This window comes from Macrococcus hajekii, assembly GCF_004359505.1.
GTDB classification, from domain to species: Bacteria; Bacillota; Bacilli; order Staphylococcales; family Staphylococcaceae; genus Macrococcus; species Macrococcus hajekii.
Genome location: NZ_SCWE01000002.1, coordinates 207,448 through 229,692 on the forward strand (window position 1 = coordinate 207,448; position 22,245 = coordinate 229,692).

A 22,245-nucleotide genomic window follows, 5' to 3' on the forward strand; every position below is an offset into this window, starting at 1 on the left:
CTCTTTCTATACTTTATGTTTACGATAAAGTATATGACTACGTCCTACATAATTAACCGGCACACTCCAGACATGCACGAGACGTGTAAATGGCCATAATGCAAAAATCAGAAAACCTGTCAGTACATGCAATTTGAAAGCCCACGGAACATCTATCATATAGCTTGCTTCTGGTCGAAGGGCCAGGAGTCCACGGAACCAGACTGAGATAGTCTGACGATAGTCGAAGTGTGGTAATGATGCATTCGTTACAATCGTAGAATAACATCCAATAAATACAATAAATAGTAATAAGATATTGACTAATATATCAGATAACGAACTGAGTTTCCTAACATTTTCGTTTGTGATACGACGTGCAGTGAGTAATAACATCCCAATCAATGTGACAATCCCAAAAATACTGCCGACGTAAACAGCACCGATATGGTACAGGTGATCACTGACACCTATTGCACGCAGCCAGTTTGCCGGTATACCGAGACCGACGACATGTCCCAGTATAACGGGAATAATACCTAAGTGAAACAGTAAACTGCCCCACATTAAACTTTTTTTCTCGATAAATTCACTGGACTTAGCTGTCCATGAGAACTGGTCATACTTAAAACGAAAAAGATGACCGATGATAAAAATAGCAATACAAGCGTACGGAAAAATGACCCATATAAATTGATCAAGCATGCGTTTCCACTCCCTCTTTCAAGCACGCTTTACATGTTTCACGTATCGCGAGCACAAGGTTATAATACGGACTGCTAATAGCTTCAAGCGATTGAAGCAGATTATAAGTACCATCTTCAATGACCATCAGTACTAGATTCATACTCTCCTCAGCACGATCATCATCACGCCAGTCAGCAGCATAAATAAATTCACACATGAGCGGCAGAAAATCTGACAGTTCAGACGATGGCATTTCAAGACCGAACATCTCATACAGTACTTTCAGACGTGCCAGCATCTGCCCACGCTCCTTTTTATCCTGGAATTTGACGAATGTCATATATAAGGTCGTCTTCTGTTCGAAGTCGAACGTGTGCGTATAAACTTCCTGAATCTCTGACAGACTGATTTCATGCATGTCCTTCCAGTACTGGTTCACGGCTTCATATGCAGGATGCTCCGGTGAAAAGACACCCTCAAATTCACGAGGGTGAAAATTTAACTTCTCAGGGTAAATCAACTGGTGGCTGAAAAATCCAAATGACTTCTTATATTGGTAGAGTTTATTTAAATCAATCACGCCAGATGCCTCCGTAGAAGTTATCTTCATAGACTTCTTTTCCGGATTTGCCGACAGCGACTGGTCCACAACCGTCACAATCAGCTCCAAAGTTATCACTTGTATAACCCTCGCCACCTTGAGCGCTATATGTGTTAACGTATCCTTCTTTATGAGAAGTCGGAATTACAAAACGGTCTTCATGCTTCGCAATAGCAAGCAGACGATACATCATCTTGATCTGTTCAGCTGACATACCGACACGGCCCAGCTTCGTCATATCAAACTCCTTACCGCTTGATGCTGCACGCATATAGCTGCGCATCATCGCCATACGTTGAAGTGCTTCTTTAACAGTTTTTGTATCGCCCGCTGTCAGCATATTTGCTAAGTACTGGATTGGCAGACGCATTTCTTCAATTGCAGGGAAAATCATATCCGGATTTCTGATAGAGTCTTTACCTTCGAAGTAGTTCATAATCGGGCTGAGCGGTGGGCAGTACCACACCATTGGCAATGTACGGTATTCAGGATGTAATGGGAATGCAAGTTTATATTCGATTGCCAGTTTATAGACGGGTGAATTCTGTGCTGCTTCAATCCAGTCCTGTGCAATACCATCACGTTCAGCCTGAGCGATCACTTCTGGATCATTTGGATCTAAGAAGAGATCAAGCTGAGATTGATATAAATCCTGTTCATCAGTCACTGATGCCGCTTCAAGTACTCTATCTGCATCATATAACATGACGCCCAGATAACGCATACGACCTGTACATGTCTCTGAACAGACAGTCGGTAATCCTGCTTCTACACGCGGGAAACAGAAGGTACATTTTTCAGCTTTGTTTGTTTTCCAGTTGAAGTAAACTTTTTTGTAAGGACAACCGGTCATACAGTATCTCCAGCCACGACATGCATCCTGGTCAACTAACACGATACCATCTTCATCACGTTTGTACATTGCACCTGATGGACAGCTTGCGACGCAGGCAGGGTTCAGACAGTGTTCACACAGACGAGGTAAGTACATCATAAATGACTGTTCGAAGTTGAATTTGATTTCTTCTTCGATTTTTTCGATATTCGGATCAGTCGGTCCTGTAATATGAGCACCCGCTAAATCATCCTCCCAGTTCGGACCCCATTCCAGATTCATCTTTTTACCTGTAATGATGGATTCCGCTTTTGCGACTGGAGAGTGCTTTGATTCTTTAGCAGTGGTTAAATGACGATAGTTATAAGTCCACGGCTCATAATAATCCTTCATTTCCGGCATATCTGGATTATAGAAGATTTTACCTAAAGCGATCTTAGATAATTTTGAACCTGACTTCAGTTCAAGTCTGCCGTTACGACCGAGGCGCCAGCCCCCTTTATATTGTTCCTGATCTTCCCAGCGTTTCGGATAACCGATACCTGGTTTCGTTTCTACGTTATTGAACCACATGTATTCGGCACCCGGACGGTTCGTCCAGGTACTTTTACAGGTCACACTACATGTATGACAGCCGATACATTTGTCTAAATTCAGAACCATTGCAACTTGCGCTTTAATCTTCAAGCCAGTCGACCTCCTTCATCTTCCGTACTGCTACGTATACGTCACGCTGGTTACCGATCGGTCCATAGTAATTAAATCCGTAGCTGATTTGTGCATAACCGCCCACTAACTGAGTCGGTTTCAAGTGAATACGTGTCGGTGCATTGTGTGATCCACCACGTGTATCTGTAATTTCTGAGCCTGGTGTTTCGATATGTTTATCCTGGGCATGATACATGAACATCGTACCGCGCGGCATACGGTGAGAGACGACAGCACGTGCTGTTACGAGTCCGTTACGGTTGTATACTTCAAGCCAGTCGTTGTCATTAATATCATTTTCGGCTGCGTCATCATTATTCATCCAGACAGTTGGACCTCCGCGGAACAATGTCAGCATATGCAGGTTATCCTGATAAGTTGAATGGATATTCCACTTACCGTGAGGTGTTAAGTATCGAAGGACTAAGCTGTCGACGCCACCTTTGATCTGTTTATCTTTTGTACCGAAGACCATTGGCGGTAATGTCGGTTTATAGACCGGTAATGCCTCGCCGAACTGCTGGAACACTTCATGATCAATGTAATAACTTTGACGACCTGTTAATGTTCTGAACGGTACGAGACGTTCTATATTTGTTGTGAATGGTGAGTAACGCTGACCATCTTTGTTGGAACCTGGGAAGACGGCTGTCGGAATCACTTCTCGCGGTTGTGCAGTAATATTACTAAAAGTAATCTTCTCTGCTGCACGTTCTGCAGAGATATCTTTTAACTTCATACCTGTCTGCTCTTCTAAGTTCTCATATGATTTCTGAGAAACTTTACCATTCGTTGCAGAAGAGACATTTAAGATCACATCAGCTACACGGCGTGCTGTATCAATTTTCGGCAGACCATTTTTCACCGTATCATCATAGTAAGTACCGACCATTGATTTCAGTTCGTTATACTGTTCTTTAACGCTGAATGCCACACCATGCGCCCCTACTTTTCCACTCTCAAGAAGTGGACCTACTGAAATATACTTATTGTATACATCTGTATAAGTTCGGTCGACAACAGCAAATCCCGGCATTGTTTTGCCTGGCACTGCTTCTACCTCACCTTTTGTCCAGTCACGCACTTTACCCATCGGTGTTGCAATTTCTTGAATAGAGTCATGTGCAAGAGGTGACGTCACGACATCCTTGAAGGTACCTGGCAAGTGGCGTTCAGCCATCTCAGAGAAGGTCTTCGCGATTGATTTATAAATATCCCAGTCACTACGTGATTCCCATAGTGGATCTACCGCTGGATTAAACGGGTGAACGAATGGGTGCATATCAGTAGATGAGATATCATGTTTTTCATACCACGTAGCAGCCGGTAGTACAACATCCGCATAGAGCGGTGTAGCAGTCATACGGAAATCCAGTGCAACAAGTAAGTCCAGTTTACCTTCAGTATCTTCACGCCATACAATTTCTTCTGGTCTTTCTGTCTCATTCGGCTCAGCAAGAAGACCGTGCTTTGTGCCCAGTAAATGCTTCATGAAATATTCCTGACCTTTAGCAGAACTTGAAATTAAATTAGAGCGCCATACAAATAAGGTCTTAGGATGGTTTTTCTTATTGTCAGGATCTTCAACTGCGAATTTTGTTTCACGTGAAGCGACGCTATCTACTGCACGTTTTAATATCGCTTCGTTAGTGAATTCACCTGCATCACGCGCTTCCTCACCAAACAATAAACTGTTCTTATCGAACTGTGGATATGAAGGGAGCCAGCCTAGACGAGCTGCTGTAACGTTATAATCAGCTGGATGCTGATGCTTTACATTTTCTGCAAGTGGAGATGTCAGCATATCGACACCTGTTTCTTCATACTTCCACTGATCTGTTGCGAAATAATACCAGCTTGTCGCATTCTGAAGACGTGGAGGTCCCTGCCAGTCTTTAGCAAAGGCAATGGTTGACCAGCCTTCAATCGGACGACATTTTTCCTGTCCAACGTAATGCGCCCAGCCACCACCGTTCACACCTTGGGTCGCACATAACGTCACTAAGTTCAGAACTGAACGATAAATCGTATCTGAGTTGAACCAGTGATTGATACCTGCCCCCATAATGATCATGGAACGTCCGCCTGTATCGATTGCATTCTGTGCAAACTCACGCGCAATCTGCACGATGATTGAAGCTTTAACGCCCGCAACATGCTCCTGCCATGCAGGTGTATAAATACTTTCTGGATCATCGTATCCTTTTGCTTCTAACGCAGTGTTATATCGGTTAATACCGTACTGCGCAATCATCAGATCATAAATAGTTGTATAGTAAACTGTTTCACCATTCTGCAGCGTTGCTTTTTTAGCTGCAATCGGACGTTTAAAAGTACCATTGCCTGCATTGTCGAAGAAGGGGAATGCCATTTCAATGACTTCAGCCTGCTCATCTTTAATTGACAGTGCTGGGTCAATCTTCGTACCATCCGGTGTCTCCAGTTTTAAGTTCCATTTCACATCTTTTTCCCAGCGTTGTCCCATCGTTCCGTTCGGCACAACAATCTTACTTGATAGTGAATCATAAACGACAGGTTTCCATTCGCTATGTTCTGATGTGTCACCGAAATCACTTGAGCGAAGGAATCGCCCTGCTTTTAATGTATCTTCATGCTGATCCAGACGAATGAGGAACGGCATATCTGTATATTGTTTTGCATAGTTGATAAACATCGGTTCCTGGCGTTGCTCATAAAACTCATCCAGAATGACATGAGTCATTGCCTGTGCAACCGCCGCATCCGTACCCGGATGAGGTGCCAACCAGTTATCTGCAAATTTCACGTTCTCAGCATAGTCTGGTGCAACTGACACTACTTTTGTTCCTTTATAACGGACTTCAGTCATAAAGTGAGCATCTGGTGTTCGAGTCAGAGGGACGTTCGAACCCCACATAATAATGTAACCTGAGTTATACCAGTCACTGGATTCCGGTACATCTGTCTGTTCACCCCAGATTTGCGGTGACGCAGGAGGTAGATCGGCATACCAGTCATAGAACGACAGCATTTCCCCGCCAAGTAATGAAATAAAACGAGCGCCTGATGCGTAAGAGATCATACTCATCGCAGGAATCGGTGTAAAACCTGCAATACGGTCAGGACCGAATTTCTTAATCGTATAAATAAGCTGGGCAGCGATTAACTGAGTGACCTGGCGCCAGTTAACACGGACATGCCCACCCATACCACGAGCCTGTTTATAGCTGCGTGCTTTTTCTTCATCTTCTACAATTGATTGCCACGCGCGGACAGGGTCACCATATTCTTCCAGTGCATCCTGCCATAAACGCCATAATACACCTCGTACATACGGGAACTTGATGCGTAACGGGCTATATTCATACCATGAGAATGAAGCACCACGTGGACATCCACGAGGTTCAAATTCTGGCATATCCGGACCACATGACGGGTAATCAATCTGCTGATTTTCCCATGTGATAATACCGTTTTTAACGAATACTTTCCATGAACATGAACCTGTACAGTTGACACCATGCGTTGTTCTGACTACTTTATCATGACTCCAGCGCTGACGATAAACCTTTTCCCATTCACGACTTTTCTCTTCTAGTACTGACCAGTTTCCATTGAATCTTTCAGTTGGTTTAAAGAAACGTAACCCTGTTCCTATTGCCATATTTACAACTCCTTATAGACAGTTTAGTCCTCTTAAGCTATATTATGAAACATTTCACAAACTAAACCTATCGGGGAAACGCCTATCGAATTAGGGGGATTCCCTGAAAAATAATTGATACGGCGCTATGGACATAGGTTATAATAGAAGAAGTGAAGGGAGACACTCTTATGCCAGAAGATATCACTTACAACCAGTCCATCATTAAATATAGTGATGGTCATTATATAGAACAGACTGATGACATCGCGACAGAGTTTCCACTCACCCTCTATGTCAATCAGCAGGAGTTTGCAACAATCGTTTGCAGTCCCACAAATTTGCATGAACTTGTCCTCGGTTTCCTCGCTTCAGAAGGTGTTATCTTCAGACGAGCCGATATTAAGGATATCCATATAGATGATAGTAAAGGGTTCTGCCATATTATACTGAACCGCGAAATTGAACAGCATTATGGTCAATATACAAAACGAATGATCAGTTCATGCTGCGGTAAAAGCAGACAGTTTTATTTCGTAAATGATGCTGCTACCTCCAAGGTCTCACTGACTGATAAAACAGTAACGGCCGCTGAAATCTTTAAGATGATGAATGCTTTGCAGACGGAAAGTACAGATTTCAAACAAACAGGTGGTCTGCACAATGCCGCAATCAGTGACGGTAAGGACTTTTATATTCACCGCTCAGATATTGGTCGCCATAATGCACTCGATAAACTTTTTGGCTACTGTATTGAACAACGAATTCCAATCAGAGATAAAGTACTGATTTTTTCAGGACGAATTTCCTCGGAAATTCTAATCAAAGCTTCTAAAATCGGTGTCGGTATCATCCTTTCAAAATCAGCACCGACTGACCTCGCCATTAAACTGGCGAGTGACTTAAATATTACAGCTGTCGGGTTTATCAGAAATGAATCATTTAATATTTATAGTCATGCAGAACGCATCAAATAAAAAAGGCTCGAGCTATTTCAGCTCGAGCCTTTCACTTTCAGCAGTTCATAACGTTCACTGACTTTTTTGTAGCCTTGCTTTTCATACATCTCTCGTGGTGTATCATTTCCATCCGCAATCAAGATAAGTGATTCCCCGTATGTAAGTACTTGTGCCTGAAGTGCACTCCCAATCCCTTTACCTCTGGCATCTTCCAGGACATAAAAATCATCCAGCTCAATAAATGAATCATTCAGGATAGCTTCAAGCTTACCGACTGGTCTGCCTCCATTGTAGGCTACCAGCTGAATAATCGTCTCATCTCCTAAATCGGCTGTATGCATCTCCTCTTTCAGATCCACAAAATCTTCATCATATTGCAGCTCACCGGCACGACAGACCTGCAGGAAGTCGCTGAATGTCTGATCGTCACATACGACTTTCACTTCTCCAGCTTGACGTTTTACAGATAACTCTTTCGTCTCATATAGTTCCATCTTCTCGATTTTATAATTCTGTTTCTCCGCATAGTTAATAAGTTCCTGCGGCAGCGTCTCGTTCTCCGGAAAAATAAATAGCAGATGCTGCTGATTTCGCGCCTGATGAAACTGCTGCTGCTTGCTCTCATCCTGCTTGAATGTTATCAGGTCAGGCATCTCTTTATACTCGAAAAAGTTAGAATAGTAACGAATCAGTTGTGACGGTGTATGGTAATGCTTATATCTGCTATTATCCTCATACAATTCTGCAACTTGCTTTGTCTCTTTGAATGTCGCCATACCTATCCCCCCTTAACGACTATTATATCGTATTAAAGAAACGTCTTATGGATGGAATTTCTCTTAGTCTGACTGCTAGAAATGCAGCGATGAGGGCCTTAACTAAATCACCGGGTACAAAGACAATGACTGTCTTCAGCGCCTTAATAATAGGTAAATGCAAGTTGAATGCCATAAATAGACCACCGATTAAATTACAGAGAATTGCGCCGATTAAGCCATTGATCAGAAAGACCTGCCAGACATTTAACGACTGAAATTTCCTTTCAGTCAGCAGACCTATTAAATAAGCAACTAACGGAAATGAAAGAATATAACCGCCAGTAGGTCCGAAAAATAAGCCGAAACCACCATGTCCCCCTGATAAAAGCGGGAGACCCATTGCAACCATCAATACAAATAGCAGAACGCTCAGTCCGCCTCTCTTACTCCCTAAAAGACAACCTGCTAAAATATAACCTAAATTTTGAAATGTAAAAGGCACACCGATACCCAAATTAATGGCTGGCAATAAACCTAATACTGCAATTAAAGCAGTAAACATCGCAACGATGACTAAATCTTTCGTTTTCACTCTCATTTCCCCTTTCGACAATAATCTGATTATAACCCAATTGTCAACTTGTTAAAATATAAAGTTTACAATACTGCCCAAAAAAAGATGCACCGTAGCGCACCTTGTTATTTTAGTTTCAGTAATTCTTCTTTTAATACTTTACGCTGGTGTTCCAGTGAAATAGGATCGTTGAACCAAAAGTCCTCTGCATCGTACTGGATGACACGATTGTTTTTTGATGCATCCATGTTTTTCCACACATTTGACTGAACGATACTATTTGAGTCTTTACCTGCATCACTTGAATACAGAACAACATCGCCTGCATATTTAGCGATTTCTTCGGCAGAAATCTTTTTCCAGCCTGTTGGTTTGATATCTTTAGCTACGTCTTCCTGCATCTTCAGACCAAAGGCCTGATAGATAATCTCGGAGCCACGTCCCCAGTTATCACCGTATGCATAAATATCTTTCTGGAAGAACTGATAAATAGTATACGCTAAATCATCGCCTAAATGTGATTTAATTTCCTTACCGTCTTTAGCTGTTTTTTCCTTCCATTGATCAACAAATGCTTTTGCCTCTTTTTCTTTTCCTACAATTTTACCTAGTTCCTCATGAATTTCTAAATACCCATGTTTTGCATAAGATACAGGAATAGTAGGGGCGATTTTTTCATATTTACTGTTATTCTTGTCTGTATCAAAAGAAATAATTAAATCTGGTTTTAATGTTGCGACTTTCTCAACATCACCCGCACCTAATTTTTCCACACCTTTTAATTTCGGAGCTAAAATCTCAGATTGGAATGCATATTCATCAACACCGACCGGCTTAACACCTAAATCCAGTAAATTACCTGTATAGCTTGCTCCCATTAATACAATGCGCTTCGGTTCAGCAGGTATTTTAATCATTTTTCCATTATCTAATTTATAATCAACCATACTATCAGACTTTTCTTCTTTCCCCTTGTCATCTGATGTATTACCACATGCAGCTAAAGTCATGATACATACTAGTAAAGCGAACAGCCACTTTTTCATCCTCTTCCTCCTAATTGATATTCATTCTCATTTATAATACACAGTTTCCGACGTTCGTGCAATCTCTTTATCAAAAAAAGAGTCTTAATGACTCTTTTTGATTTTATTTGCAAGTTGATTCATGACTGCATCTTCCATCGGTGGATTGTGAAGTCCTGCTCTGATACTGCGATAGCGTCTTTCAATCAGACCGCTTGTATTCAGACTTTGACCGCCGATAATACGCATAGCTAAGTCAGTTACTGCGATACCTTTATTCAATACTTGGACTTTAGCTACACCATATGTAGCTAAAAGATTTGATTTGCCTTCTACGTGTAACTGAGCCGCCTGATAGAGGAAATGCCGACTAGTCATCATCTCGAATTCAATCTGTCCTAGTTTTGTTTCAATATGAGGGATGTCAGCGATAACACCTTCTATTGAATCAGGTGAATGTTGAAGGGCAAAGTCAGTTGCATCATCGGCTGCGCCTTGAGCGATACCTAAATAAACAGCTGGAATGAGCAGCAGCCACGGGTTTTCCTGTTTCTCCCGGCTCCACTCTACTCTATAACGATCAGGCACAAACACATCATTAAGTATCAGGTCGTGACTGGCAGTCGCACGCATGCCTATTACATCCCACGTTTCTTTTATTTCACATCCTGTCGTCTCTCTCGGTATATAAAAGAAAGAAAGACCTCCTGTCTCTTCATCATAAGCACCGACAAGATAATGTGTCAGGCGATGACTCATAGAAACATAGGTTTTAACGCCATTAAGCAGCCAGCCCTCTTGATGTCGAACTGCATTGGTCGCAGCTCTGCCACCACGTGTCGGACTTCCCATCGCAGCTTCTGATACAACCCGGTTCGTTATTCCACCGGCCTGAATATCTGTCGCCAATTCAGCCAGCATCTCATCTGACCAGATGCTAAACTCAAAAACTTCCCCCACTACACCAAGATGCCAGCCGATACTCAGCGCCGTCGACTCATCATAAGTAGCCAGTGCTTCATGTATAAGGACCGCTGACTTTACATTACAACCAAAACCACCATGTTCTTCTGGTAATGTCAGGCGGTTATACCCTTTGTCAATCAGCCAGTCTATCAGCTGATGATTCAATTCTCCTTTAATATCTGCCGTGCGCGCAGATTCAATTATCCATTCCCGGTTATCTTCAAATAATGACAGCCATTTTCTTTCTATGTCATTTTCTATAAATAATTCGCGGTCCATATTATCACCTCATAGACATACTACCACTGTTAAAATCAGCCAAACAAAAAAACCGACTTTAAAAGTCGGTTTTATAATCTAAGGCTTCAGTACTACTTTAATATTATTATCTTTTTTCTCATCAAAGATTTCATAAGCTTTTGATGCTTCATCAAGTGACATCGTATGAGTGATGATTTCTGTCGGGTCAAATACTCCATCACGGATCATATCATATAACTTCGGCATTAAGTGAATAACAGGTGCCTGTCCTGTTTTCACTTGCACGTTACGATTAAAGATAAGTGGTAATGGGAAGTTTGCAGCGGGTGTCGCATAAACCCCTGTAATCTGAATCGTACCAAATTTACGAACTGCTTCAGCAGCTGTTTCAATCGGACTGATTGTTCCACGCTGTGGTGTCACTAGATTAGTCGCTCTTTCTTTTAGTTTTACCTGACCATCCATACCGACACAGTCAATAACGACATCTGCGCCGCCTTTTGTATTTTCACGGAGTAATTTTCCGATCTCTTTCTCTTTATCGAAGTTATAAACTTCTACTTGGTTAAACTTCTTCGCATGTTCTAAACGATGCTCAACATTATCAACTGCAATAATACGATTCGCACCTTTTAATTTGGCAAACTTCTGTGCCATTAAGCCAATTGGGCCACAACCTAGTACTATCACTGTATCGCCTGCTTTAACGCCTGCATGTTCTACACTCCAGTAAGCAGTAGGTACGACATCAGATAAGAAGAGTACCTGTTCATCTTTCATATCGCTATCAGGTACGACGAATGATGAGAAGTCAGCAAATGGTACTCTTAAGTATTCTGCCTGACCACCCCAGTGATTGCCGTGCATTTTACCAAATCCGAATAAGCCACCATTGTCCATTTTCCAGTTCGCCTGTTCTTCATTTGAGTTATCACATTGTGATTCCATATCATGCGTACAATAGTAGCACTCTCCACAACCGATATTAAATGGAATAACGACACGGTCGCCTTTTTTAAGTTTAGTGACTTGACTACCTACTTCTTCAACAATTCCCATCGGTTCATGACCGATAACAAAACCAGGATCCATCATCATGTCTCCCTGGTGGTATAAATGTAAATCAGAACCACAGATACCTGTAGCTGTAATTTTAATAATTGCATCAGTTGGTGCTTCAATAATCGGGTCTTTTACCTGCTTCACTTCCATCTTCTTTTTCCCTTGGAATGTTACTGCTTTCATAGTTAGACACCTCATTTTTGTATTTTTGATACTATACCCGTTTCCTCTTATATAAACTCACTTTATATGTACACCTCATTTTTATTTCAGGTTTTAAATTATATTAACTTATGTATAATGGAATTATTAACGACGGGGGGTACACTATGAAAAAAACATTATTATTTTTTTCCTTACTAGCGCTAAGCGGCTGTGCCAATCACGGTAGTTCACAGTCTAAAGAAAAGAGTGTTATAACAGTCTCTGCTGCCGCTAGTCTGAAAGAAGCTCTCAGCGACATTGAAGTAACTTATGAGAAGGCGCATCCGGACATCGATATCAAATTCAACTACGGTGCTTCCGGCTCACTGAGCAACCAGATTAAAGCAGGCGCGCCAGTGGACCTCTTCTTCTCAGCAGCACAAAATAAAGTAGATGATTTAGTTGAGGCGGGTACTGTTAAAAGTGATGATCAGAAGACTGTACTGCATAATCAGCTTGTTGCTGTTTCAAAAAATAAGTTGAATGGACTCTCTGACTTAAACAATAAGGCCATTAATAAAATAGCTATCGGCACTCCGCAAGCTGTCCCTGCCGGTGCTTACGCTAAAGAAGCTCTAAGTAAAGCACAGCTCTGGTCACCGATTAAAACAAAACTCGTTTATACAAAAGACGTCAGACAAGCGCTGACTTATGTGCAATCCGAGAACGCTGATGTAGGGATTGTCTATATGACGGATGCTAAAAATACGGAATTAAAACAGTTACCGATTGATGATGAATTACATCAGCCTATCACTTACCCTCTTGCACTGATCAAGGATAGCTCAATCAACAAAGCGTTCTATCAATATCTGCAGTCTGATGCTGCTAAGAAAGTATATCAATCATATGGATTTATTACTGAGTGAGGCCTTTCTCTCCCCCATCATCATTTCACTGAAGGTAGCCCTGACAGCAACTGCGCTCAGTCTTTGTATCGGTCTCTTACTGCTCTATCTAATGGAACAATCATTTCCCGGGAAATCAGTCATTGAAACAATCATTATGTTACCTATGGTCCTCCCGCCTACGGTCATCGGCTTCCTTTTGCTCTTTTTGTTCGGTAGACAAGGTCTTGGTCATTTACTTGGTGTTAGTCCGATTTTCACTATTTATGCTGCCATAATGGCAGCGACTGTTGTTGCCGTACCTCTCATGTATCAATCACTTAAAATAGGAATTGACAATGTGACCTCCGATGTCATCGATGCTGCTAAAGTAGACGGTGCTGACGGCATGCATATCTTCAGATATATCATCATTCCTTTAGCAAAAAATGCTTTACTGACAGGTCTCTTATTCTCTTTTGCACGTGCACTCGGTGAATTCGGTGCAACACTTATTTTTGCCGGCAATATCCCCGGTCTTACACAGACTATGGCAACGGCTATTTATATCGCAATTGATAATAATGAGTTAAAACTCGCGAGTGCCTGGGTCATCCTGATGATTGTTTTCTCATTTATATTGATGCTACTGATACAGAACTTTAAAAAAAATACATAAAAATAAGAGACGATTTCTGGAATCGTCTCTTATTTTATATTAATTGATTTGAACGCCACCTGTTACACCATAGACTTGTCCTGTTACATAGCTTGCATTATCAGAAGCCAGGAATACATAGACATCTGACAATTCAACTGGTTGACCTGCACGCTGCAGATCTACTTTCTGTCCAAACTCCGGAATCTTCTCCTGAGGTTGTCCTCCTGTAATCTGAAGTGCTGTCCAGATTGGACCTGGGGCAACCGAATTGACTCGGATACCTTTATCAGCAAGCTGAGTTGCAAGTGATTTAGTAATAGATACAATCGCACTCTTAGTGGCTGCGTAATCTACTAAATTTTTGCTTGGATTATATGATTGTACTGATGAAGTTGTAATGATAGAAGCACCTGGATTGAGGTGTGGTAATGCTGCTTGTATTGTCCAGACTAATGAATAGACATTGGTTTCAAATGTAGAACGAAGTTGTTCTGTTGATAAGTCTTCAATCTTTTCAACAGCAGTCTGTTCGCCTGCTACGCTACACAGAATATCAATACCACCGAGTTCTTTAACAGCTTGTTCTACTAATTCCTTGTTGAACGTTTCATCTCTCAAATCTCCAGGAATCAGAACTGCTTTTTGACCCGCTTCTTCTATTACTTTTTTAACTTCCTGTGCATCTGCTTCTTCAGCAGGCAGATAATTAATCGCAACATCTGCCCCTTCTTTAGCATAAGCAATAGCTGCTGCGCGGCCAATACCAGAGTCTCCGCCTGTTACTAAAGCTTTCTTGCCTGTTAATTTATCCGTTCCTTTATATGAAGTTTCACCGCAATCAGGGACAGGCGTCATCTTCTGCTGTAAACCGGGTGCTGCCTGTTCCTGTTTTTCAAACTTGCCGTCGTAATGTTTAGTTAATGGATTTTCATTTATCATCACTATCACTCCCTTATAGTCCATACTATTTCACTGATTCAAGGAATTAAACATAATAGTTTAGCATCTTTTCTTGATAAAACGTTTACTAGTCGGTAGACTAAAAGCGAAGACAACATAAAAAAGGAGAATGTCCTATGACACAATCAACACCTCATATTAAACCAGAAAATAATCCAATCGCAGAAACGATTCTTTTACCCGGCGATCCGCTTCGTGCTAAATTCATTGCTGACACTTACTTGGAAGACGTTGTTCAGTTCAACGAAGTACGTAATATGTTTGGTTACACAGGTACATATAAAGGCAAAAAAATCTCTGTTATGGGTACAGGTATGGGTATCCCGTCCATCGGTATCTATTCTTATGAACTGATTCATACATTTGGCGTTAAGAACTTGATCCGTGTGGGTTCTTGTGGTGCAATGCAGGAAGGCATCAACGTCTATGATGTCATCATCGCTCAAGGTGCCTCTACAGACTCTAACTATGTGGCACAATATGGTCTGCCAGGACATTTCGCGCCTATCGCAGATTACAGCTTGCTTGCACGTGCAAAACAACTGGCAGATGAAAAAGGTGTACCGAATCATGTGGGTAACGTCTTGTCATCTGATATTTTCTACAATGCGAACCAGGAAGCTACTGATAAATGGCGTTCTATGGGTATTCTTGCTGTCGAAATGGAATCAGCTGGTCTTTATATGAATGCAGCTTATGCAGGCGGTGATGTCAAAGCACTTGGCATCTTCACAGTAAGTGACCACTTACTCACTCATGAAGAAACAACTCCTGAAGAACGTCAGACTTCATTCACTAAAATGATGGAAATTGCACTTGAAATCGTTGAATAAAGCACAAAAATAAGAAGCCGTGAAGGCTTCTTATTTTTTGCGTTTATCAAGCTGTTCGTTAACGAAATCAGCGAATACTTGCGCAGTACCGTTACCGATATCCCGAATTCTGATATCTCCCATATCGAACTGTACAGTTACTGCACTATCTTCAACTTCTACACCTTTAATATCATCATAGCTGATGACACGTTGGTAAGGCTGACCATTCATATCTGTTACCATAAAGAAACGCATATCTGTCGGGATATATTCTCCTGTAAATTCTTTTTGGTCACCTACTGCAAATTCAATAATACCGACAACGCTTGGGCCTCTCTTTTCGTTCGGACTTAGTTCTGATGCATTAAATAATTCTGTCATCTTCATTACCTCCTTAATAGTCATTATTCTATACCCATTATTAAAGTTTACAAGTCATAATATGAATAATTGGAAACTTACATAATATTAGCATTCAAATGACTGTTTCGTTAGACTGGGGGTATATATATCAATGAGAGGTGACTTATGCAGCAATGGATTATGGACGTCATGGAGCAGTTCGGCTACATCGGCGTATTTCTGTTAATTTTACTTGAAAATATCTTTCCCCCTATCCCTTCCGAAGTTATATTGACGTTCGGTGGCTTTATGGTTACAAAATCGAATAGTTTGAATTTCGCTGGCATGCTGATTGCTTCGACACTCGGTGCAGTAATAGGCGCATTATTACTCTATTATTTAGGTCATTTACTAGGAATGAAACGTCTGGAATCTATCGTAGAACGTTATGGCAAGTTTCTCCGTCTCTCTAAAGATGATTTGCATAAAGCGGATGCATGGTTTAATAGATACGGAGGTATCGCAGTTTTTCTATGTCGTTTTGTACCCCTTATCAGAAGTTTAATTTCTATCCCAGCCGGTCTAAATAGAATGAATCTTGTGACCTTTACGCTCTATACGACAGTAGGTACCATCATATGGAATGCCGTTCTGATCTATCTGGGTTATACACTCGGAGAAAACTGGGAAAAAGTTCTGCATACATTTGATACGTATTCAACTTTCTTTTATATATTGATGGGAATAGGTATTATCGCTTTCATCATCTATCTCTATAAGAGAAAACCTAAGGAGGATTAATAATGAATAAACAATTTAAAGTTATTATTTTAGGTGGCGGTTCTGGTGGTATCTCCACTGCCAGCCGACTTGTTAAAGCGGGTATTAAAAATATCGCTATTATAGAACATTCAGATTATCATGCCTACCAACCCGCCTGGCCCCTTGCAGGAAGTGGCGCTGAAAAGAAAGAAGACAGTCGTAAAAAAATGAAGAAAATCATCCCTTCAGGCGTGAAATGGATCAAGCAAAAAGTGACAGGTATCCAGGCACCGGAAAGAATCATTCGTCTTGATAACGGTGAACAGGTTAATTACGAATACTTAGTAGTAGCGCTCGGCTTACAACTGGATTTTAATAAAATTGATGGCTTAACAGACACTTTAGGTAAACATGAAGTATGTACGAACTATCTATATGACTACGTCGATTATACTTATCAAACATTAAAAAAAGTAAAGTCTGGCAATGTTATTGTGACGAAGCCTTCAACGCCTATTAAAGGCGGAGTTGCGCCTGAAAATTCACTTTTTACATTCGATGAGTTTTTTAAAAAAAATAAAAAGAATCGACCTACTCTTTATTTAAAAACTGCAAAAGATTTGCTATTCCCTGTCGAAAAGTATCGTAAGCAAATTTCAAAGCTGATTAATAAAAAAGGTATTCAATATGATTTATCGCACGACTTAATCGCAGTCGATGGACCTCATAAAAAGGCCACATTTAAAAATCTCATAACTGGTGACACGTACGATATGTCATTTGATATGCTTCTTGTGACACCGCCAATGAGCGCCCCAGATGTTATTAAGCAGTCATCATTGAGTGACGCTGATGGCTGGCTGGATATTAATAAACATACCCTTCAGCATATCAGACATCAGAATATCTTTGGGATAGGTGATTGTACTAATCTACCAACCGTTAAAATGGGTGCTGCTGTGCGTAAACAAGTACCCGTACTTGCGGATAATCTTGTGGCACAGATAAAAGGTAAATCATTGACTGCCTGCTATGATGGCATGACCGCTTGTCCAATCGCTACTGAGTATGGTCAGGCAATCATGGCGGAATTTGGTTACGATATGAAACCAAAGGAATCACTTCCTATCGATCAATCTAAAACTAATCCTATCCTTTATTATCTTAAAAAGAGAGCTATTCCTTTTATGTACTGGCATGGAATGCTAAAAGGTCATAGTTAAATATTCTATTTTGAAACCAGAATTCAGCTGAATTCTGGTTTTTTACAGTCTTTTATTTCCTTAAATCGTAATTTTAACGATTTATTTTTTAATATTTTATTATTTTTCTATATTCGTATACTGAAATTCGTTACAATACATTTAATAGATAAAAATTAAAAGGACGTGTACGGATGTTCAGAAAATTTCTTAAACCTATTCATAAAAAGCTATTGAGTCACTATGATGACCGTTATAGTGCTCAGACATTCGAGCAGCTGATTACTCAACTTTCTCTCCGTCAGCTGAGTGACAGTGCAATGTATTATCAGCTGGAGTTCAACGATAAAACGTCTAAAGAAGAATTAATTCGTTTACTGACTGAACGTTTTCATAAGGAGAATAGTCTCTACTATGAAATGCTTATCCATAATGAAGCTGAGTTTCATTTACTCCGTGATGCCCTATCTGCTCATCATAATGCATTTAATTTATCCAGTGACGATATGGAACAGATGACTGCTGCTCTTATAGTATTCGACGTTGATGATCAGCTAATATTGCCAAGTGATACATTTGATGCGCTTATAGCATTACCACTTGATAAAATAGAACAGAAGAAAGAGAAATATGAACAAGATTTCACTTTCATTACCAGTAACTTAATGCTGTACGGTTTCTTGACACGAGACCATCTGGAATCTCATTATAAGAAGGTTTATCATACATCTTTTGAACCTGATAGTATCGACCTTTTTCTTTCTATTTATGATATTGAAAGTCATAATGGCTTTATCGTTGATACACTCCTTGACTCATGGGTGGATGATAAAGGAGATTATCAGGACTTAAGATCATTGCCTTATTACGAATTCCAAAATCAGCGGGAGGTCTATGATTATGTGGGGCCTGATCACCATCTTCAGACTTTACAGATGAAATCACTCAGCAAATTTCTGAAGAAAAAGACTGATTTATCACCAGATGAGTGGGACCAGTTAATTGAAAGTATCCAAGTCTATACAATGGGTGCTCCAGATTATGAGAGTGCTAGAGAAGAAATAAGTTCACTTGTCAGAGGTATGTTCTCGCGTGAAGAAAGAAATACATTCAATACGCTTTATCAGGATATGTTCAATCATACGAGACAATGGATGCTGGCAGGACATACACCAGTTGAAATCGAAGAGATGATACGCCAGCAAGAAGAGATTAAGCACTCCCTCAAAACTAATAAAATCGTGACCCTAAATGATATTAAAGCAGCAAAAAAGGATTAATCATCATGACTAATCCTTTTTTATCTATATTAAAGTTTTCTTGCCCAGTGGCGTTGTTCCACAAGGTTGTTTAAGTAGTCTTTTAAATCACTGCCTACTAATACGATACCAGGTTCACCTTCTTTAACGGCTGTTTGAGCAAGTACCGATTGTACTTTTTGAGTGTAACCAATTGTTTTATAATGACGATTTGCTGCTTCAATAGAATCTTTCACTGGCGGCATCAATGGTTCAGCAACATCTGCTACGAGAATACCATCAAATGACGTTGAGTGAACAGTATCAAAGGTTTCAGTCACTTTAAGGTCACCGAGTTTCATCGCACGGTCTGCAATGAGTTTGTAGTTTACTTTATTCGTTGCAAGTTCTTTTAAATAACTCTTGATTTGTTTAGCATCAGAATCAGCAGTAACGAACACAGCTACTGAAAGTGTATCTAATTTTTTAATTGTATCTAAAGTACTTAATGCTTTAGAGACCTTAGTTTCTTTAGATTCTTCATCAGCTGTCGGCACTTCAGCACCTACACGCAAAGCAACTTCTTCTGCTAATTTTTTATCTACTTTATTTAAATTATTAACAGCGTTTTGTTTAACAAAGTCAAGTTTACATTTACCGATTTCGAAGCTGAACGCGTCAGTCAAATGTTGACGTTCTGGTTGTGATAAGCTATTTAAGAACATCTTAGCCTGTGAATAGTGGTCTAAGAAGCTGTCACTTCTTGCACGTACTTTATGTGCTTCAATTCTTTCATGATAGGGTTCGAATCCGCCTTCTCCAGCTGGAGTTGTATGCGGTTCGTTATTGTTGATGCCATTATTATGATAGCTTGTCATGCCCTTATGAATCTGATGTTGATGTAAACCATCACGTTGATTATTAGCAAATGGACAGATTGGTGCATTAATTGGAATCTGATGGAAGTTCGGTCCACCTAAACGTAATAACTGTGTATCTGTATATGAGAAAAGACGACCTTGTAATAATGGATCATTACTGAAATCGATACCTGGAACTACATGAGCCGGACTGAACATCACTTGTTCCGTTTCAGCAAATACATTATCAACGTTGCGATTTAAAGTCATCTTACCGATGATTTGCACAGGAACATCTTCTTCCGGCCAAACTTTGGTCGGATCCAGAATATCAAAATCAAACTTGAACTCATCTTCTTCTTTAATTAACTGGATACCCAGTTCCCATTCAGGAAAGTCTCCTTTATCGATTGCTTCATATAAATCTTCACGGTTGAAGTCGATATTTTTCCCAGCAATAATCTGTGCTTCATCCCATACAAGTGAATGTGTGCCAAGGAGTGGCTTCCAATGGAACTTGACGAAATGTGATTGTCCTTGTTTATTGATCAAGCGGAACGTATTAACTCCGAATCCTTCCATTGTACGGAAACTTTTCGGAATACCGCGATCACTCATCGTCCACATTGTCATATGCGTCGATTCTGGATTTTGTGCAAAGAAGTCCCAATAAGTATCATGAGCTGTGCCCGCCTGCGGAATTTCATTATGGGGTTCTGGTTTAATAGCATGTACTAAATCAGGGAATTTAATTGCATCCTGAATGAAGAAGACGGGGATATTGTTACCCACTAAATCATAGTTACCTTCTTCAGTATAGAACTTCGTTGCAAAACCTCGTCCATCACGCACTGTTTCAGGTGATCCTTTAGAACCTTGAACAGTTGAAAAGCGAACAAAGACAGGTGTCTTTTTAGACGTATCATTTAAGAATTTAGCTTTTGTGTACTTCTCTTGAGATTCATATAATTCAAATTCACCATGAGCACCATATCCACGTGCATGGACAATCCTTTCTGGTATACGTTCATGGTCAAAGTGAGTCATTTTTTCTCTGAAATGAAAGTCTTCCAGTAAAGTGGGTCCACGTTCTCCAGCCTTTACTGAGAATTCATCTTCAGCCATTTTTAAACCTTGATTCGTTGTTAATGCTGCTGGTTGAGTAGTGTCGACTGTATGTGCCTTTAACTGTTTATCTTTTTCATTAGACATTTTCATTTTCCCCCTCAATCGCTTGAATAACTTAAATACTTCTATTACATACCCGATTGTAAGACACAAAAACATTTAATGTGCATATAAATAGTTAAAACTTCCTTATTTTTTCTGTTACTTTTTTATGTTATAATATAAAAAACAATACTTTAGACTTAAGTCAAAGGGGAGTAACTCGGGATGTAGAGTCCTAGTATAATTTCGTCAATACGAAGGGTAACCTTCTGGGATTATAGAACATTTGTTCAGTGAGACCTTTGCCAATGCTACTTGGCAAAGGGTTTTTTATTGTTAAAAATATAAAGGAGGTTCCTTATGGATCCAAGTATTATGATGTCCTACCTCTGGGTTTTACTTGTCTTAATTGTCCTTGAAGGTTTGCTTGCCGCTGATAATGCTATTGTTATGGCCGTTATGGTCAAGCACTTAGAGCCTGAACAACGTAAAAAAGCTTTATTTTATGGGTTAATCGGTGCTTTTCTTTTCCGAATGGTCTCGCTATTCATGATTGCAATCCTCGCACAATACTGGCAAATTCAAGCACTTGGTGCAGCATATTTGATTTTTATGTCTATTAAGAATTTAACCGACTATTTCAAACATAAAAACGATGCGGAAGATGCTGTGCCTGATGCTGCTGAAGAAAAAGCATCTGAAACAAAAGGAAGCGGCTTCTGGATGACTGTGTTGAAAGTTGAACTTGCAGACATCGCATTCGCTATCGATTCAATGTTGGCAGCTATTGCTATAGCTGTGACCCTGCCTCACTATGGTCCTGATTTTATGGGAATGAATGCCGGACAGTTTGCGGTTATGTTTACGGGCGGCATGATTGGTGTTATTCTGATGCGTTTTGCAGCTAATTATTTTGTAGCTATCCTTGCTAAGTATCCTTCACTTGAAGCAGCAGCATTCGCTATTGTGGGCTGGGTAGGTATCAAACTCGTTGTTCTCGTCCTAGCGCATGAAAAGATTCATATTCTACCGCACGACTTTCCACATTCTTGGCAATGGCAATTGATTTTCTGGACAGTGTTAGTAGGAATTGCTTTAACTGGCTTTATATTAGGTAAACGCAGTCAGAAAAATGCTTAAATAATATTTTTAAAAGTGCTCAAGTAA

At 40.3% G+C, this 22,245-nt stretch carries 20 protein-coding genes; 8 read left to right on the plus strand and 12 right to left on the minus strand.

Translation table 11 applies throughout. The annotated features are described in order from the left end of the window. Positions 1-6 precede the first annotated feature (6 nt). From narI to ERX37_RS06780, 4 genes are read right to left on the minus strand one after another with little or no spacing between them, the layout of a single operon-like run. Positions 7-684 (minus strand): respiratory nitrate reductase subunit gamma, encoded by a 678-nt coding sequence (narI, locus tag ERX37_RS06765; RefSeq protein WP_133429918.1) that lies wholly within the window; start codon positions 682-684, stop codon positions 7-9. Then, positions 677-1,246, minus strand: coding sequence for a nitrate reductase molybdenum cofactor assembly chaperone (gene narJ, locus ERX37_RS06770; protein ID WP_133430118.1), 570 nt, complete (start codon positions 1,244-1,246; stop codon positions 677-679). The genes narI and narJ overlap by 8 nt, the downstream gene beginning before the upstream one ends. Further along, positions 1,239-2,789 carry a nitrate reductase subunit beta gene (narH, locus tag ERX37_RS06775; RefSeq protein ID WP_133429919.1) on the minus strand — a complete coding sequence of 517 codons (1,551 nt, stop codon included), beginning with the start codon at positions 2,787-2,789 and terminating at the stop codon, positions 1,239-1,241. The genes narJ and narH overlap by 8 nt, the downstream gene beginning before the upstream one ends. Continuing rightward, a complete protein-coding gene (locus tag ERX37_RS06780; protein WP_133429920.1) occupies positions 2,779-6,453 on the minus strand; it encodes a nitrate reductase subunit alpha in 3,675 nt (1,224 codons plus the stop codon). Before ERX37_RS06780 ends, narH begins: the two co-directional genes overlap by 11 nt. 170 nt (positions 6,454-6,623) lie before the next feature. Between ERX37_RS06780 and fdhD the strand changes: the two genes are divergently transcribed. Further along, positions 6,624-7,409 (plus strand): formate dehydrogenase accessory sulfurtransferase FdhD, encoded by a 786-nt coding sequence (gene fdhD, locus ERX37_RS06785; protein WP_133429921.1) that lies wholly within the window; start codon positions 6,624-6,626, stop codon positions 7,407-7,409. Between the two features lie 17 nt (positions 7,410-7,426). Here fdhD and ERX37_RS06790 read toward each other — a convergent pair whose 3' ends face one another. The 5 genes from ERX37_RS06790 to ERX37_RS06810 all read right to left on the minus strand — a co-directional run bounded on the left by ERX37_RS06790 (position 7,427) and on the right by ERX37_RS06810 (position 12,220). After that, the gene (locus ERX37_RS06790) at positions 7,427-8,167 is read right to left on the minus strand and encodes a GNAT family N-acetyltransferase (RefSeq protein WP_133429922.1); all 741 of its coding nucleotides are present in this window, start codon (positions 8,165-8,167) and stop codon (positions 7,427-7,429) included. Between the two features lie 22 nt (positions 8,168-8,189). Continuing rightward, on the minus strand, positions 8,190-8,741 hold the full coding sequence (locus ERX37_RS06795) for a biotin transporter BioY (protein ID WP_133429923.1): 552 nt from the start codon (positions 8,739-8,741) through the stop codon (positions 8,190-8,192). A gap of 107 nt (positions 8,742-8,848) precedes the next feature. Beyond that, entirely contained in the window at positions 8,849-9,769 is a 921-nt protein-coding gene (locus ERX37_RS06800) for an ABC transporter substrate-binding protein (RefSeq protein WP_133429924.1), read from the minus strand. Positions 9,770-9,853: 84 nt separating this feature from the next. Next, positions 9,854-10,993 carry an acyl-CoA dehydrogenase family protein gene (locus tag ERX37_RS06805; protein ID WP_133429925.1) on the minus strand — a complete coding sequence of 380 codons (1,140 nt, stop codon included), beginning with the start codon at positions 10,991-10,993 and terminating at the stop codon, positions 9,854-9,856. 78 nt (positions 10,994-11,071) lie between these two features. After that, positions 11,072-12,220: a zinc-dependent alcohol dehydrogenase gene (locus ERX37_RS06810; protein ID WP_133429926.1), complete on the minus strand. Its 1,149-nt coding sequence runs from the start codon at positions 12,218-12,220 to the stop codon at positions 11,072-11,074. A 146-nt stretch (positions 12,221-12,366) separates the two neighbouring features. On the opposite strand from ERX37_RS06810, the gene modA reads away from it, so the two are divergent. Next, positions 12,367-13,110, plus strand: a complete 744-nt coding sequence (gene modA, locus ERX37_RS06815) for a molybdate ABC transporter substrate-binding protein (protein ID WP_165981993.1) — start codon at positions 12,367-12,369, stop codon at positions 13,108-13,110. Continuing rightward, positions 13,091-13,747, plus strand: coding sequence for a molybdate ABC transporter permease subunit (gene modB / locus ERX37_RS06820; protein WP_188352357.1), 657 nt, complete (start codon positions 13,091-13,093; stop codon positions 13,745-13,747). The genes modA and modB overlap by 20 nt, the downstream gene beginning before the upstream one ends. A gap of 39 nt (positions 13,748-13,786) precedes the next feature. On the opposite strand, the gene ERX37_RS06825 is transcribed toward modB, so the two are convergent. Continuing rightward, positions 13,787-14,668 carry an SDR family oxidoreductase gene (locus ERX37_RS06825; protein WP_133429928.1) on the minus strand — a complete coding sequence of 294 codons (882 nt, stop codon included), beginning with the start codon at positions 14,666-14,668 and terminating at the stop codon, positions 13,787-13,789. 137 nt (positions 14,669-14,805) lie between these two features. Between ERX37_RS06825 and deoD the strand changes: the two genes are divergently transcribed. Next, positions 14,806-15,522, plus strand: a complete 717-nt coding sequence (gene deoD / locus ERX37_RS06830) for a purine-nucleoside phosphorylase (RefSeq protein WP_133429929.1) — start codon at positions 14,806-14,808, stop codon at positions 15,520-15,522. Between the two features lie 30 nt (positions 15,523-15,552). Here deoD and ERX37_RS06835 read toward each other — a convergent pair whose 3' ends face one another. Beyond that, positions 15,553-15,885 carry a PH domain-containing protein gene (locus ERX37_RS06835; protein ID WP_165981994.1) on the minus strand — a complete coding sequence of 111 codons (333 nt, stop codon included), beginning with the start codon at positions 15,883-15,885 and terminating at the stop codon, positions 15,553-15,555. Positions 15,886-16,032: 147 nt separating this feature from the next. Between ERX37_RS06835 and ERX37_RS06840 the strand changes: the two genes are divergently transcribed. The 3 genes from ERX37_RS06840 (at position 16,033) to ERX37_RS06850 (ending at position 19,090) form a co-directional block, all read left to right on the plus strand. Continuing rightward, entirely contained in the window at positions 16,033-16,647 is a 615-nt protein-coding gene (locus ERX37_RS06840) for a DedA family protein (RefSeq protein WP_133429931.1), read from the plus strand. A 2-nt stretch (positions 16,648-16,649) separates the two neighbouring features. After that, entirely contained in the window at positions 16,650-17,831 is a 1,182-nt protein-coding gene (locus ERX37_RS06845; RefSeq protein ID WP_133429932.1) for an NAD(P)/FAD-dependent oxidoreductase, read from the plus strand. Positions 17,832-18,004: 173 nt separating this feature from the next. After that, positions 18,005-19,090, plus strand: a complete 1,086-nt coding sequence (locus ERX37_RS06850; protein WP_133429933.1) for a hypothetical protein — start codon at positions 18,005-18,007, stop codon at positions 19,088-19,090. Between the two features lie 29 nt (positions 19,091-19,119). Here ERX37_RS06850 and ERX37_RS06855 read toward each other — a convergent pair whose 3' ends face one another. After that, positions 19,120-21,120, minus strand: a complete 2,001-nt coding sequence (locus ERX37_RS06855) for a catalase (protein ID WP_133429934.1) — start codon at positions 21,118-21,120, stop codon at positions 19,120-19,122. 318 nt (positions 21,121-21,438) lie between these two features. Here ERX37_RS06855 and ERX37_RS06860 point away from each other — a divergent pair, with 318 nt between their 5' ends. Continuing rightward, positions 21,439-22,218 (plus strand): TerC family protein, encoded by a 780-nt coding sequence (locus tag ERX37_RS06860; RefSeq protein WP_133429935.1) that lies wholly within the window; start codon positions 21,439-21,441, stop codon positions 22,216-22,218. Positions 22,219-22,245 lie beyond the last annotated feature (27 nt).